The following is a 14,206-nucleotide window of genomic DNA, read 5'->3' on the forward strand; positions in this document are numbered from 1 at the left end:
TGCTTGCAAGGGAATTGATTGGCCTGAGGCGATTCGGCCGCGCTGGTGTCTCCGCCGTCGCCGTCGCACCCTTACCGGGACAATTGATGGTAAAGATCGACGTAGCGATCGATCATCTGTCCGGCGGTTAGATTTTGCTCGAATCGCTGGCGTGCATGTTTACCAAGTGTTGCAGCCAGGTCGGAATCGTTCCACAGGGTGGTCATTGCAGCGCGCAGGGCGGCGGGATCGTTCGGGGGAACAACCAGTCCCGTCTTGCCCGCGACATTCACATACGAGGTACCCGTGCCAATCTCGGTGGAAACCAACGCTTTGCCGAACATTGCTCCTTCGACTAGCGAGATGCCGAATGCCTCGGCGCGGAGGTGCGACGGAAACGTGAGCCCGTGGCACATACTCAGAAGGGCAACCTTGTCTTCGTCGGGCACCGCGCCGACGAATATCGCGCGGTCACCCAGCCCGAGGCGTGCGGCTTGGGCCTTGAGCTCGCTCTCGACTGGCCCGGCTCCGACGATTACCACCTTCATCGACGTACTGACGAGCGCATCCAACAGGATGTGCAGGCCTTTGTAGTAGCGCAAATTGCCGACGAACAGGAAGAATTTTGAACCTACCCGGTTGTGCCAATAGGCGACTCGCTCTGGGTCGACCGTAGGGTAGCGAGTTTCATCGAGACCGATCGGAATGACGTCAACCTTGTCCTTGAATTGACGCAATACGGGGCTTGTCTCGAGGTAGTTTGGCGATGTCGCCACGATTCGATCGACGTCGCGCAGAAAGAGGCGCTGCAGTGGCTTGTAAGCCTGAAGCAGAACCTTCTGCCGCGTGATGTCGGCATGGTACGTGACGACAGACGGCTTCCGACAACGCGTGGCGAAATGGACGACATCCATGAAGGGCCACGGAAAGTGGTAATGGATGACATCGGCCCGTCGGGCAAGTTCGGCAAAGCGCTGGAATGCCGCAATCGAGAATGGAGAGGACGCAATCTGGACGTTCACCTTGGCTCGATGGTGAACATGGTCGCCAAAGTCGACGGAAGTCGTGTCCGTGCTAACGGTCAGGACTTCACTGGTGATTCCATGCTTGCTAGCGCCCGAGCATACCTGGCCGATTAGTTCTTCTACCCCTCCCATCGAGTCCGGGCGGTAGGTCTTGTAGAAATGTAAAACGTGCATATCGCTTCAGGTCACCAAAGGAGCGCAAACGGCAGGGGGGCGATATCGTATCGCCCCCTTGAGTATTGCGCCGCTTGGCGTCAGGTTGCAGGCGCCCGTCCGTAGACGTCCTCGAAGCGGACGATATCGTCTTCCCCGAGATATTCTCCGCACTGCACTTCAATGAGTACGAGGTCGACGACACCCGGATTGATCAGCCGATGTTTGTGCCCAGCGGGAATGTATGTCGACTCGTTCGGTTGTAGCGAAATGACGCGTTCACCGTTGACGACGTCTGCACATCCGCGCACGACGATCCAGTGTTCGCTGCGATGATGGTGCATCTGCAACGACAACGACGCCCCGGGCTTGACGACGATGCGCTTCATCTTGAAGCGATCACCTTCTTCGAGCACCGTATAAGTGCCCCACGGACGATGAACTGTCCGATGGATTCGATACGCGTCGTGATTCGATTGCTTCAACTGCGCGACGATTTGCTTGACGTCCTGCGCGCGGTCGCGCCGGGCGATCAACAGTGCGTCGGGCGTGTCCACGACCACGAGATCCTCGACACCCACGGCACCGATCATCCGGTCTTCGGAACGGAAATAGCAGTTCGACGTATCGTGCAGAAGGGCGGCACCTTCAATCCGGTTGCCTTGATCGTCGGGCTGGGTCAGGTCGCTGATGGCGAGCCAGGAGCCGATGTCGCTCCAGCCGATGTCGCACGGCACGACTGCCGCCTTCTTCGTGCGCTCCATCACGGCGTAGTCGATCGAGATGTCCTTTGCCGTTTCGAATGCTGTGCGCGTGAGTTCCACGACGTAATCCTCGCCGATCGAGGTCCAGCTTCCGTCGGGAACGGCTTGCTTGACCGGCTCGGCAACGTCGATCGCCAGCGTTTCCATTTCGTCGAGCATCGTCTGGGCGGCGAAACAGAAAATGCCCGCATTCCACGCATGCTGACCGTCAGTCGCAAGCTTTGCAGCCACTTCGGCGTTCGGTTTCTCGACGAAGCTGACGATGTCGCAAGCGTCAGTTTCTTCACGCGTGCCGCGGTCGTACTGGATATAGCCGAAGCCCGTTTCAGCGCGGGTCGGCTTCACGCCGAACGCCACCACCTTGCCGGCATTGGCTGCGTCCGATGCCTTCTGGACTGCCGCATTGAACGCTGCGAGATCGTTGATCAAATGGTCCGCCGGCATGACGAGCATGACCGCTTCCGGACCATGGCGCTCACGCACGACCAGCGCAGCGGCTTCGATCGCTGCCGCGGTATTGCGCGAAACCGGTTCGAGTACGAACCCCATCTTCACACCGTCGTGGCGAATTTCAGTGCATTCGTCCTTGGTCAGGAAGTATGTATCGCGATTCGTGACGAAGACGATTTCCTCGACGCCTGGAATGCCGCACGCGCGAAGGTAAGTCTTTTGCAGTAATGATTGACCGTCCGCCAGCTTGAGCAGGGGTTTCGGAAACGCTTCGCGCGATACCGGCCAAAGGCGGGTGCCCGCGCCACCGCAGATGATGATGGGAACAATGCTCATGTGAACTTAAGCGGCAGGAATCTATGGTGCAATGGACGATTGTAGCCGAGATTCCGCTAGCTCCCGCCCCATCCGACGCATTAGGTTACAAACTTTTTGTGGTTCGCCGACGGGGGCGAGTCCTGTACCAGCCCCACCGGGGCTGCACCGGACTGCTTCGGCGGCTTCTGGGTTGGCATCGACCCGGGATGCACGGGCTCGCACCATCATTGACTACATTTGGCGACATAATCGCGCCCTTTTCGAGCCTGAACCCGCGCCGCACGTCAGCGCGCTGTCCGTGTCGGAGGAACTGGGGCGGCGTCGTGCAGTACGTCGCAGTGGTGAGGTGCGCAAGGTGATTGTCGGGCACGCTTTCATGACAGGCGGAGTGTTAAGCTATTGCCCCCGTCCGTGGCTGCTATTGCTTCACATGACATCCGTATTCCGTGGGTTTCGTTCCCACTCGGCACGATTCGTTGCGGGTGCTGCACGACGAGGATCTCGCAATCGAAGCAAAAGCGCGCAGCGATCGATGTTTAACTGCCGCCTCTGGCAAACCTCAAACAGTCTCCAATCAGTCGTTAGTGGACCGCATGAAGCTCGTTTTTGATCTGAATTCGCTGCGACCTCCGAGAAGCGGTGTCGGTTACTACACCCAGCATTTGCTGGAAGGACTGCGAACGCAACGGGATATCGAAGCTCTGGCAGGATGGATCGGTCCGAAAGTATACGAGGACGACAGCCTTAACGAATTGATGTGCGATCAATCCGCGCTGAAAAAGGCGGCTCGGCTGACCCGCGGGCCGGTAGCGTCAGCAGTTCGTGCGGCGCGGAATGTTCCAGGAGTCTATGAGGCCCGCACATTGCTCAGAGGGTTTGCTTCGGCGCGGCCGCGCGATGAGTTTGCAGCTCGCGGTTATATCTATCATGAGACAAATTTCATCGCGTCCCGCTATCGCGGACCGACCGTCGTTACGATTCATGATCTATCGCATCGTCGCCATCCGGAATTTCATCCCAAAGCCGCCGTTAAATACGTAGACGATGGACTACCTCGGACTCTGGAGCAGGCGCGGGCCGTGATTGCAGTGAGCCACTACACGAAGCAGGCCATTCATGAGATCTACGGTCTGCCGGACGACAAGGTGATCGCGATCCATCTTGGCGTGGAGCCCTGTTTTAGGCCTCGGGGCGAGGAAGAATGCGAGTCGGTGCTATCGCGTTCTGGATTGCGCTACCAGGGCTTCGTACTATCGGTATGCACACTTCAGCCCCGGAAGAACCTGCGCCGTCTCGTGGAGGCGTTCTCGCGCTTGCCGGTTGCGGTCCGCCAGGCGTTTCCCCTCGTGTTGATCGGCGCCGAGGGTTGGATGAATTCGGAGCTGATGCGGGAAATCGAACCGTTGGCCATGCGCGGTCAATTGATCGCACCCGGATATGTGTCCCGCAACGATCTCGTGCAGTTGTTCGCATCCGCGGCGGTATTTGCGTACCCTTCGCTTTACGAGGGATTTGGTCTGCCGGTGGCGGAAGCGATGGCGAGCGGCGTGCCCGTGCTGACCTCGAACGTCACCTCGTTACCCGAGGTGGCTGGAGGAGCGGCATGGGAGGTCGATCCGTATGCTGTTGACGCGATCGCGGATGGCCTTGAACGCACGCTGGACAATGAGTCACTGCGTGGCGAACTGGTTGCGAAAGGCTTGCGCCGGGCAGCCGACTTTACGTGGTCCGCAACGGTCGAGAAAACGTGCGACGTGTACCGTTCGGTGGCGGCGTGAATACTGCAACAGCGCGACATGCAGTCGTGCCGTTCATTGGAAGGTATGCGTGATGCGAATTGCGATCAGCGGTGCAAACGGATTCGTGGGTCGCGCCGTCAGTTTACGTGCCAACGCACAAGGCAATCACGTGATCGGGCTGGTGCGTCGGCCCGGTGTGTGCGAGTCCTACGTTCATGAGTGCGTGATTGGCGACGACAACTTTGCCGGTGTTGCGAATGGTTTCGCTGGGCTCGACCGTTGCGATGCCGTTATTCACCTAGCCGCCCGCGTCCATGTTATGCGGGATCGAGTTGCGAACCCGCTTGCTGCCTTCAGGGCGGTAAATGTCGAAGGGTCCTTGAACGTCGCAAGGGCGGCATTGCGAGCTGGTGCTCGCCGCTTGGTATTGGTAAGCAGTATCAAGGCGCTGGGAGAGGGGGAGCCGGGACGGCCGTGGCGCGAGGACGACGAGGCGATGCCGACAGATCCGTATGGCATGTCAAAACTCGAGGCCGAACTGGCGATCCGGGAATTCGGGCAAACGCAAGGTCTTGAAGTCGTCGTTGTGCGACCGCCCCTCGTCTATGGCCCAGGCGTCGGCGCCAATTTTCTGGGGCTGATGAAAGCGGTCGACATGGCGATTCCGCTTCCGCTGGCGAGCGTCACCGCTCGCCGCAGTCTCGTGTATGTCGAAAATCTGGCCGACAGCCTGCTTCGATGCGCAAGCGATCCACGCGCTGCCGGTGAGTGCTTTCATATCGCCGATGACGACGCTCTTTCCATCGTGGAGCTATTGCGCGCGCTCGGCGATGTGCTCGGCAGGCCGACGAGGCTGTTTCCAGTGCCGGTTGCGGCGTTGCACGCACTTGGCAAACTGACTGGTCGACATGCTGCTGTCGACCGTCTAACGGGTAGCTTGCGGCTCGATACCGCCCACGTGAAACGCACGTTGGACTGGCAACCTCCGTTCACGACGCAGCAGGGACTCGAAGCGACCGCTACATGGTATCGTTCGCGCGGTACCCAAATATAAACACATGCTTCTCGCAACTCCCTCATGGATCACTGCAGCTGCGGTGACGTTCGCCGCCGTACTTGCGTCCACGGCCATCCTGCGCATGCTGCTCGCGACCGGCCTCGCGTGGCGCCTTGCCACCGACATTCCGAACGACCGTTCGCTCCATACGCTGCCGACGCCGCGCGTCGGCGGATGGGGCATCGTACCGGTCTGCGTCGTTGCGCTGCTCGCGCTGGCGCCGCACTTGTGGCTGATCGCCGTCGCCGCCGCCGGACTCGCCGCGATGTCGCAGATCGACGACCGGCGCGGGCTGCCCGCCCGCGTGCGGTTCTCGGCGCACCTCGCGGCGGTCGTCGCGCTGATCGCCGTGTTCCCGGCCGACGCACCGTGGTGGCTGCTGGTCGGCATCGGCTTCGCGATGGTGTGGCTGACGAACCTGTACAACTTCATGGACGGCGCCGACGGCCTCGCGGGCGGCATGGCGCTGTTCGGCTTCGGCGCATATGCGGTCGCGGCGCTGACCGGCCCGATGCCGTCACCGGATCTGGCCGTGGCCGGCTCGGCTGTCGCCGGCGCCGCGCTCGGCTTTCTGCTGCTGAACTTCCATCCGGCCCGGCTGTTTCTCGGCGATGCGGGTTCGATTCCGCTCGGATTCCTGGCTGGTGCACTCGGCTATTGGGGCTGGCGGGCCGGCGTCTGGCCGATCTGGTTCCCGGCGCTGGTGTTCGCGCCCTTTATTGCCGACGCATCTGTAACACTTTTGAGACGTCTGTTACGTGGCGAAAAGTTCTGGCAGGCGCACCGGGAGCATTATTATCAAAGGATGGTCCGGGCGGGCGTAGGTCACCGCCGGACCGCTCTTTATTGGTACCTCATCATGCTCGCAGGCATAATCGTCGCCGTGTGGGCAAAGGGCCGCCCGGAACTGCAGCAGTGGCTGTCGTTCTTCGCGTGGTACGGCGTCCTGGCATGTATCGGACTGGTAATCGACATGCGCTGGCGCCGGTTTCAGTCGGCCGCCGAAAATAACTCTTGAGGTTTCCTGCCGATGTTGCGATCCAAAGCATCATGGCTTTCGCTGAGCGCTTTCCTGTTTGACCTGACGGCGGTTACCGCCGCGTGGTTGTTCGCCTATCTCGTCCGATTCAACGGCAGCGTTCCGTCCGATTTCATGGGCGGCGCGCTGACGGCGCTCGTCTGGGTGCTGCCCGTCTACGCGCTGATGTTTCACGTATTCGGCCTGTATCGCGGCCTGTGGGTGTTCGCGAGCCTTCCGGATCTGGTTCGGATTTCGAAGGCGGTGATTGGCGGCGGCGTGATCGTGATGATCGGCGCCGTGATGTTCCAGCCGTCGCCGATCATCCCGCGTTCGGTGTTGCTCGTGTCGCCGCTGATGCTGTTCCTCGCGATGGGCGGCGCCCGTGCGCTGTACCGCGCAACGAAGGAGTTCTACCTGTACGGCGGGCTCGTCGGGCAGGGCAAGCCGGTGCTCGTGCTCGGCGCCGGCACGGCCGGCGCGAGCCTCGCGCGCGAACTGTCGCGTTCGGGGGAATGGCGTCTGGTGGGCCTCCTCGACGACGATCTGACCAAGCAGGGGCGCGAGATCTACGGCTACAAGGTGCTCGGCTCGTTCAACGACCTGAAGCACTGGACCGATGCGATGAAGGTCGAATACGCGATCATCGCGATTCCGTCGGCATCCGTCGAAACACAGCGCCGCGTTGCGACATTGTGCGTGCGCGCCGGCGTGAAGGCGATGGTGCTGCCGTCGCTGACCGCGCTGATGCCGGGGCAGGGGTTCCTGTCGCAGGTGCGCAATATCGATCTCGAGGACTTGCTCGGACGCGATGCCGTCACGATCGACACGCCGCACGTCGAGGCGCTGCTGCGCGGCCGCGTCGTGATGGTAACCGGTGCGGGCGGTTCGATCGGTTCCGAGCTGTGCCGGCAGATCCTACGTTTCAAGCCGGCGCAACTGGTCGCGTTCGATCTCTCCGAATATGCGATGTACCGGCTCGCCGAGGAACTGCGCGAGCGCTTCCCCGACCAGCCTGTCGTACCGATCATCGGCGACGCGAAGGATTCGCTGCTGCTCGACCAGGTGATGTCGCGCTATGCGCCGCATATCGTTTTCCACGCGGCCGCGTACAAGCATGTGCCGCTGATGGAGGAGCACAACGCGTGGCAGGCGCTGCGCAACAACGTGCTGGGCACCTATCGCGTCGCCCGCTCGGCGATCCGCCACAACGTGCGCCATTTCGTGCTGATTTCGACCGACAAGGCCGTCAATCCGACCAATGTGATGGGCGCGAGCAAGCGGCTCGCGGAGATGGCGTGCCAGGCGTTGCAGCAGACGAGCGAAGGCACGCAGTTCGAGACGGTGCGTTTCGGCAACGTGCTCGGCAGCGCCGGCAGCGTGATCCCGAAGTTCCAGCAGCAGATCGCGAAGGGCGGCCCGGTGACGGTCACGCATCCCGAGATCACGCGCTTCTTCATGACGATTCCTGAAGCGTCGCAACTCGTGCTGCAGGCGTCGAGCATGGGGCACGGCGGCGAGATCTTCATTCTCGACATGGGCGAGCCGGTCAAGATCGTGGATCTCGCGCGCGATCTGATCCGTCTCTACGGCTTCTCGGAAGGGCAGATCCGGATCGAATTCACGGGGCTGCGTCCGGGCGAGAAACTCTACGAGGAACTGCTCGCGGACGACGAGACGACCACGCGCACGCCGCATCCGAAGCTGCGGATTGCACGTGCGCGGGAAGTGCCGGACCATCTGCTCGACGAGTTGTTGCCGTGGCTGATGCAGCACCGCGTGCTGAGCGACGACGAGGTGCGGCGGGATCTGCGGCGCTGGGTGCCGGAATATCAGACGACCGTCGCCCCGGTGCTGCAGAGCGTGCCGATGGCGCGAGCCGTATCGAACGAATGAGCGCTCGCGGACGCCGCCCACGTTGGCCCCGAGCATGAAAAAAGCGCCCCGCGAGGCGCTTTTTTCGTTTTGGGTGCTGGACTCACTGCCCGCGTCTTTCCTTTCTCACCACCATCCACCGCGGCACCTTGAACCTGACGATGCTGAGATAAAGCCACACATACGTCAGCGCGAACAGCACGACAAAAACGAACAGGTGCACCGTGTGCCGCCAGAACAGCGTCGCCGGAATCACCGCAACGAGGCACAGCAGCCAAAGATAAGGCGACGTCAGCGAATTGCGCCGCGTGAGGTCGTGCGCATGCTTCGTCCCGACGGCCCAGCGCATCAGCCGCTTGTACACGAGCATATGAAGATGCACGCCGTCGGGAATCCCCGGCGACATCCCGCGGATGAACTTCTTCCGGTAGATCGAGAAACACGTCTCGAAGATCGGATACATGAACAGCAGCACCGGATACCACGCCGACACTTCGCGATTGCGCATCACGAGCATGATCGCGAGTTCGGCGAGCATGAAGCCGATGAAATACGCGCCGCCGTCGCCGAGGAAGATCAGCCCCGCAGGGAAATTCCACAGGAAGAAGCCGAGCACGGCGCCCATCATGATGATCGACGCCGACATCACGACCGGGTCGTTGACGTGGAATGCGACATACGCAAGCGACGCGAACATCATGAAGCTGACCATCGACGCGAGGCCGTTGAAGCCGTCGATGATGTTGATCGCGTTGGCCAGGGCCGCGACCGCGAGCACCGTGATGAACGCCGAAATGGCCACGTAGCCGAGCAGGAAGTCGAGCGGCGGCACGCTGATCCGCTTGACCGCGATGCCCAGCAGCCAGAACGCCAGCGCGGCCGCGCCCATCGTGCAGAGCAGCCGCGCGCGCGGCGACACGCGCTTGGTCAGGTCCTCGACGAGGCCCGACAGGAACGCCGGCATCCCGCACGCGACGATTCCGAGAATGCTGCCGGCGATCGTTGGATAGCGCCGCGACACGAGTAGCGCGGCAATGACGACCCCGGCGAGGATCCCGATGCCCCCGACGCGCGGCACCGGCCGCACGTGGAATTTCTGCACGCCGGCCAGGTCGCTGTCGACCGAGAATTTCTCGTGCAGATGCGCATAGCGCACGATGAACAACGTGACGAGCAGGGAGACGATGAAGCCGGACGCGAAGCTGAGCATGGGATCGCTCGAAAAATGGACAGCGGATTATACAAAACCGCGGGGGTTCCCCTCCTGCCATTTCCAGTGGTCGGCGCACATCTCGTCGATCCCGAGCGTCGCGCGCCAGCCGATGAGGTCGGCCGCGGCCTGCGGATTCGCGTAGCACTCGGCGATGTCGCCCGGGCGGCGCGCGACGAGTTCATACGGCACCGGGCGGCCCGACGCCTTCTCGAACGCGCGCACGACTTCCAGCACGCTGTAGCCCTGGCCGGTGCCGAGGTTCACGACGAAGCTCGCATCGCGCTTCGCGAGCGCGTCGAGCGCGGCGATGTGCCCCTTCGCGAGATCGACGACGTGGATGTAGTCGCGCACGCCGGTGCCGTCCGGCGTCGGGTAGTCGGAGCCGAACACGCGCAGCTTCTCGAGCTTGCCGACCGCGACCTGCGCGACGTACGGCATCAGGTTGTTCGGGATGCCGGCCGGATCCTCGCCGATCAGCCCGCTCGCATGCGCGCCGACCGGGTTGAAGTAGCGCAGCGTCGCGATGCGCCACGACGGGTCCGATACCTCGAGATCGCGCAGGACCTGCTCGGCGATCAGCTTCGACTGGCCGTACGGGTTGGTGGCCGACAACGGGAACGATTCGTCGATCGGCGAGCGCTCCGGCACGCCGTACACGGTCGCCGACGAGCTGAACACGAACTGCCGGACGTTGCGCTCGCGCATGATCTTGAGCACCGAGAGCAACCCGCCAAGGTTGTTCTGGTAATACTCGAGCGGCTTCGCGACCGATTCGCCGACCGCCTTGAGCGCCGCGAAATGGATCGTGCCCGTGATCGGATGCGCGTCGAACACCTTCGCGAGCGCGGCTTCGTCGCACACGTCGACCTGGTGGAACGCGGGCGTCCTGCCGGTGATCCGCTCGATGCGCCGGACGGACTCGGCCTTGCTGTTGACGAGGTTGTCGACGATCACGACATCGTAGCCGTTGTCGAGCAGCTCGACGGCCGTATGCGAGCCGATATAGCCCGCACCGCCGGTAACGAGGATGGTGCCTTTAGCGGTCATGCTGATGCGCTCCTTCAGAGTGTGATGCCGGTCAATGTATGAATGGTCTGCCGGTAGCGTTCGACGACTTGCTGCTCGTCGAATTCCGCGCTCACCTTGCGGCGGCCGCACGCGCCCATCGCGTCGCGTCCGGCGGTCCCGAGTTCGATCATGCGGATCAGCTGCTCCGCGAGGCTCGCACTGTCGCGCACGCGGCACAGGAAGCCGGTTTCGCCGTCGGCGACGACGTCGCGGCAACCCGGCACGTCGGTCGCGACGATCGGGCGGCCCATCGCGGACGCTTCCATCAGCGTGCGCGGCACGCCCTCGCGGTACGACGGCAGCACGACGCAGTCGGCCGCCGCGATGTGCGGGCGCACGTCGTGCGCCTCGCCAAGATACTCGACGACACCTTCGCCGACCCACACGTCGACGTCCGCGCGGCCGATCGCACTCGGATTGTCGACGCCGAGCGGCCCGAGCAGCTGGAAGCGCGCATCCGGGTAGCGATCCCGCACGACGCGCGCGGCCTCGACGTATTCGCGCACGCCCTTGTCCCACAGCAGCCGGCCGATCAGGATGAACACGGGGCCTCGGCCGGCGGGCAGCGGCACCGGTGCGAACTGGTCGAGATCGACGCCTTCGCCGTGCAGCAGCCGCGCGCGCTCGGGGTGCGCGAGCAGCTGCTCGTCGGTGAAGGTCGCGAGATCGTCGCGGTTCAGGAACCAGACTTCACGCGGAAAGCGGAACGCGAACCGGTACAGGCGCTTCGCGACGCTCGCCGCACGGCTTTTCTGGATGAACACATAGCCGAGGCCGGTCGTGACCGCGATCGACGGCACGCGCGCGAGCCACGCGGCGATCGACCCGTAGATGTTCGGCTTGATCGTGTAATGGAACACGAGATCGGGCTCGAGCGCGCGGTAATGGCGCACCAGCGCGGCAAGCGTGCCGAGATCCTCGCGCGGACTCGTGCCTTTCGACGCGACGGCGAGCGCGACGTAGCGGCAGCCCATCTGCTCGAGCAGCGGCACCGTGCGGTCGTGCGGCGCGATCACGATGACCTCGGCGCCGCGGGCGACGAGCGCACGGATCAGCCCGTGGCGGTACGTGTAGATCGCCCAGGCCGTGTTGCAGACGAGCGCGATGCGCAGCGAGGAGGTAGCGGACATGAAAAAAAGCAAAAAATAAAGCGTCGAAAATGCCGGAGGCGGGCTACGCGGACGGCCGCGCCGCGAACAGCGTCTGCTTGATCCGCTGCAGCGTACGGTACGGCGTCACGAAATGCAGCAGGTTCTTGGCGAGGCCGGCCCAGTCGTACGGGTTCAGCACGTTGAAGTGCCGCAGCAGCAGCGATAGCGTCGATATCAGCTGGCGGCGGCGCTTGGTCGCGCTGATCCCGCCCTCGTTGAGCTCGTAGTAGAGGCCGAGCTCGGGCAGGTTCGCGCAATCGTAGCGTTGCATTAACCGTAAAAAAAGATCGAGATCCTCGGCCGCGCGATACTTCGCGCGGTAATTGCCGACTTCGCGCACGGCGTCGATGCGCAGCATGACCGACGGATGCACGAGCGGCGAGCGCAGGAAGCGCGTGCGGCGCAGCGTGCGCGGGTCGGCGGGCGGGGTCAGCATGAAGCGCGGCTCGCCGGCACGCGACACGACCTGGGTCCACATGCCGACGCAGGCCACGCGCGGGTGCGCATCGAGATACGCGCGCTGCTTCGCGAGGCGCCGCGGCGCGGCGAGGTCGCCGGCGTCGATGCGGGCCGCGAAGCGGAAGCCGCGCGCCGCGAGCGCGTCGATGCCGGCCTCGAGCGCGCGCTCGATGCCGCCGTTGCGCGGCATGCGCAGCACCTCGACCGCAAGGCCGGGCAGGTCGGGCGCCACGATCGGCGGCGTGCTGCCGTCATCGACGATCAGCACGTGCACCGGCGCGTCCTCGCGAAACGACGCGAGGGTGCGCACGACGTCGTCGTGGCCGTTGTAGGCCGGCATCAGCACGGCCACGTCGTCGAGCGGGGGCGGGCAATCGGGAGACGTCATGGGCGCAGCTTGAAACGAATGTAATAAAAATTAACGGCGGCGGCGGCGAGATAGCCGGCCGCCAGCCCGACGAGCGCGCCGTACAGGCCGAGCCGGGGGATGGCGAACACGTTGACGAGCGCGGCGATCGCGAGCGCGAGCACCCATTTCGCCAGCAACACGAATTTTGCTTGATATTTGAGAACGATAAGATTGCCTATCGCCTCGATGCCGGCCGGCACGGACAGCCAGACCGCCCAGCGGAAGATGTCGACCGACGCCTCGTAACCGCGGCCGAACACCTTGCCGACGATGAGCGGCGCGGCCGCGTCCAGCACCAGCGCGCCGGCCATCATCAGGCCGGCGGTCATCGCGATCAGCCGGACGATGTTGCGGCGCAGCCGCGCGACGTCCTGCACGCGGTACACGAACGCGGGCGCGATGGTCTGCGCGAGCATCAGCGCGAGCGTGATCCAGTTCTCGTTGAGCTGCTGGGCCGCCGAGTAGCGGCCGAGATCGGCGAACGACACGTGACGCTCGAGCATCAGGCGGTCGAGCTTCAGGAACAGGTACATGCAGATCAGGCCTAGCCAGAACACGGTGCCGGCGGTGGCAAAGTGCCTGAACAGCGGTTTGTCGAACGTCCAGCCGAGCGCGCCGCCGTTACGATGGCGGAAGTAGAGCAGCAGCGCGAAGCCGATCACGGCGGCCTCCAGCGCCCACAGCCACGCGAAGCGGGCAGGGCCGGCGGCCGCGCGGACCAGCAGCCAGACGAGCAGCGCCTTCGCCAGCGCGGTGAGCATGCTGGTCACGAGCTGCGGCTTGCTGTAGGTCAGGCTCTGCAGCCACGCGTTGATCACGCCGACGAACGGCTCGCGGAACACCATCGTGACCGCGAGGCCCGCGAGCATCGCGCCGACCAGCGGGTCGAACGCGCCGGCGCCGATCGCGATCCAGGTCGCGACGAGCGCGACGGCGGACACGCCGATGCGCAGCACGAAGGCGCTGCCGAGCACCGCGCCGAGTTGCGCGGGCGGGCGCTGGACGATGGTCGGAACCAGGATTTCGGCGCCGCACACCCAGGTGAGCGGCGCCAGTACGAGGAGAAGCGTATTCGCATACTGCCATTTGCCGAACACGTCCGGCCCGAAATAACGGGCCAGAAGACCGCTGATCGCGATCGCGACGCCGATCTGCGTGAGCCGTTCGAGCCCCAGCCAGACGAGATTCGCGACGGCCTTCGCGACGTCCGGGTTGCCGAATCGCTTCAGCATGCGGGGCAGCCGCGCGAGCGGGAGGCGGCCGGCAGGGCGCCCGAAGGCGGCGGGTTGGCGGCGGCGGAGCGGCTAGGCATTAAAATGGACAAAATACGCGTCATCAAAACCCGCGATTATAAGTGGGATCGGGGCCGCTCCAGCCGTCCCGTTCCTTGTTCCGCAAGGCCCGCATGTACGATGGCCGGCATGCGCGAAAGGCGGCCAGATTATTTTCCATGCACGCAACCCAGAGAGAATCGATGATCTCCCAATCCATCTTCAAGGCATATGACATTCGCGGTGTGGTCGGCAAG

General features: G+C 63.5%; 12 protein-coding genes. 4 read left to right on the top strand and 8 right to left on the bottom strand.

What is annotated here, in order from left to right:
• Positions 1 to 71: 71 nt before the first annotated feature.
• Together DIE17_RS29205 and DIE17_RS29210 are read right to left on the bottom strand one after the other, a co-directional pair.
• The gene (locus DIE17_RS29205) at positions 72 to 1,178 is read right to left on the bottom strand and encodes a glycosyltransferase family 4 protein (protein WP_124529043.1); all 1,107 of its coding nucleotides are present in this window, start codon (positions 1,176 to 1,178) and stop codon (positions 72 to 74) included.
• Between the two features lie 80 nt (positions 1,179 to 1,258).
• Positions 1,259 to 2,707 (bottom strand): mannose-1-phosphate guanylyltransferase/mannose-6-phosphate isomerase, encoded by a 1,449-nt coding sequence (locus DIE17_RS29210; protein ID WP_124529045.1) that lies wholly within the window; start codon positions 2,705 to 2,707, stop codon positions 1,259 to 1,261.
• Between the two features lie 464 nt (positions 2,708 to 3,171).
• Here DIE17_RS29210 and DIE17_RS29215 point away from each other — a divergent pair, with 464 nt between their 5' ends.
• The 4 genes from DIE17_RS29215 to DIE17_RS29230 are packed head-to-tail and all read left to right on the top strand — an operon-like array spanning position 3,172 to position 8,399.
• On the top strand, positions 3,172 to 4,467 hold the full coding sequence (locus DIE17_RS29215) for a glycosyltransferase family 1 protein (protein WP_124573004.1): 1,296 nt from the start codon (positions 3,172 to 3,174) through the stop codon (positions 4,465 to 4,467).
• Positions 4,468 to 4,516: 49 nt separating this feature from the next.
• Positions 4,517 to 5,482: an NAD-dependent epimerase/dehydratase family protein gene (locus tag DIE17_RS29220; protein ID WP_124573002.1), complete on the top strand. Its 966-nt coding sequence runs from the start codon at positions 4,517 to 4,519 to the stop codon at positions 5,480 to 5,482.
• A gap of 4 nt (positions 5,483 to 5,486) precedes the next feature.
• Positions 5,487 to 6,503: an MraY family glycosyltransferase gene (locus tag DIE17_RS29225; protein WP_124573000.1), complete on the top strand. Its 1,017-nt coding sequence runs from the start codon at positions 5,487 to 5,489 to the stop codon at positions 6,501 to 6,503.
• A gap of 12 nt (positions 6,504 to 6,515) precedes the next feature.
• A complete protein-coding gene (locus DIE17_RS29230) occupies positions 6,516 to 8,399 on the top strand; it encodes a nucleoside-diphosphate sugar epimerase/dehydratase (RefSeq protein WP_124572998.1) in 1,884 nt (627 codons plus the stop codon).
• Between the two features lie 82 nt (positions 8,400 to 8,481).
• On the opposite strand, the gene DIE17_RS29235 is transcribed toward DIE17_RS29230, so the two are convergent.
• The 6 genes from DIE17_RS29235 to DIE17_RS37740 form a co-directional block, all read right to left on the bottom strand.
• Positions 8,482 to 9,588, bottom strand: coding sequence for an MraY family glycosyltransferase (locus DIE17_RS29235; RefSeq protein ID WP_044846277.1), 1,107 nt, complete (start codon positions 9,586 to 9,588; stop codon positions 8,482 to 8,484).
• A gap of 27 nt (positions 9,589 to 9,615) precedes the next feature.
• Positions 9,616 to 10,638, bottom strand: coding sequence for a UDP-glucose 4-epimerase GalE (gene galE, locus DIE17_RS29240; RefSeq protein WP_044846276.1), 1,023 nt, complete (start codon positions 10,636 to 10,638; stop codon positions 9,616 to 9,618).
• 14 nt (positions 10,639 to 10,652) lie between these two features.
• The gene (locus tag DIE17_RS29245) at positions 10,653 to 11,789 is read right to left on the bottom strand and encodes a glycosyltransferase family 4 protein (RefSeq protein ID WP_124523347.1); all 1,137 of its coding nucleotides are present in this window, start codon (positions 11,787 to 11,789) and stop codon (positions 10,653 to 10,655) included.
• Positions 11,790 to 11,832: 43 nt separating this feature from the next.
• Positions 11,833 to 12,657 carry a glycosyltransferase gene (locus DIE17_RS29250; RefSeq protein WP_044846274.1) on the bottom strand — a complete coding sequence of 275 codons (825 nt, stop codon included), beginning with the start codon at positions 12,655 to 12,657 and terminating at the stop codon, positions 11,833 to 11,835.
• Positions 12,654 to 13,910: an oligosaccharide flippase family protein gene (locus tag DIE17_RS29255; protein ID WP_124523345.1), complete on the bottom strand. Its 1,257-nt coding sequence runs from the start codon at positions 13,908 to 13,910 to the stop codon at positions 12,654 to 12,656. The genes DIE17_RS29250 and DIE17_RS29255 overlap by 4 nt, the downstream gene beginning before the upstream one ends.
• 103 nt (positions 13,911 to 14,013) lie before the next feature.
• A partial coding sequence (locus DIE17_RS37740; protein WP_221622538.1) for a hypothetical protein occupies positions 14,014 to 14,206 on the bottom strand: 193 nt, incomplete at its 5' end.

It is taken from the genome of Burkholderia sp. Bp9099 (genome assembly GCF_003857805.1).
GTDB lineage: Bacteria > Pseudomonadota > Gammaproteobacteria > Burkholderiales > Burkholderiaceae > Burkholderia.

Coding starts and splice junctions, on each gene's coding strand:
- DIE17_RS29205 (WP_124529043.1), bottom strand. CDS start 1,178: ATGCACGTTTTACATTTCTACAAGACCTACCGCCCGGACTCGATGGGA.
- DIE17_RS29210 (WP_124529045.1), bottom strand. CDS start 2,707: ATGAGCATTGTTCCCATCATCATCTGCGGTGGCGCGGGCACCCGCCTT.
- DIE17_RS29225 (WP_124573000.1), top strand. CDS start 5,487: ATGCTTCTCGCAACTCCCTCATGGATCACTGCAGCTGCGGTGACGTTC.
- DIE17_RS29230 (WP_124572998.1), top strand. CDS start 6,516: ATGTTGCGATCCAAAGCATCATGGCTTTCGCTGAGCGCTTTCCTGTTT.
- DIE17_RS29235 (WP_044846277.1), bottom strand. CDS start 9,588: ATGCTCAGCTTCGCGTCCGGCTTCATCGTCTCCCTGCTCGTCACGTTG.
- galE (WP_044846276.1), bottom strand. CDS start 10,638: ATGACCGCTAAAGGCACCATCCTCGTTACCGGCGGTGCGGGCTATATC.
- DIE17_RS29245 (WP_124523347.1), bottom strand. CDS start 11,789: ATGTCCGCTACCTCCTCGCTGCGCATCGCGCTCGTCTGCAACACGGCC.
- DIE17_RS29250 (WP_044846274.1), bottom strand. CDS start 12,657: ATGACGTCTCCCGATTGCCCGCCCCCGCTCGACGACGTGGCCGTGCTG.
- DIE17_RS29255 (WP_124523345.1), bottom strand. CDS start 13,910: ATGCTGAAGCGATTCGGCAACCCGGACGTCGCGAAGGCCGTCGCGAAT.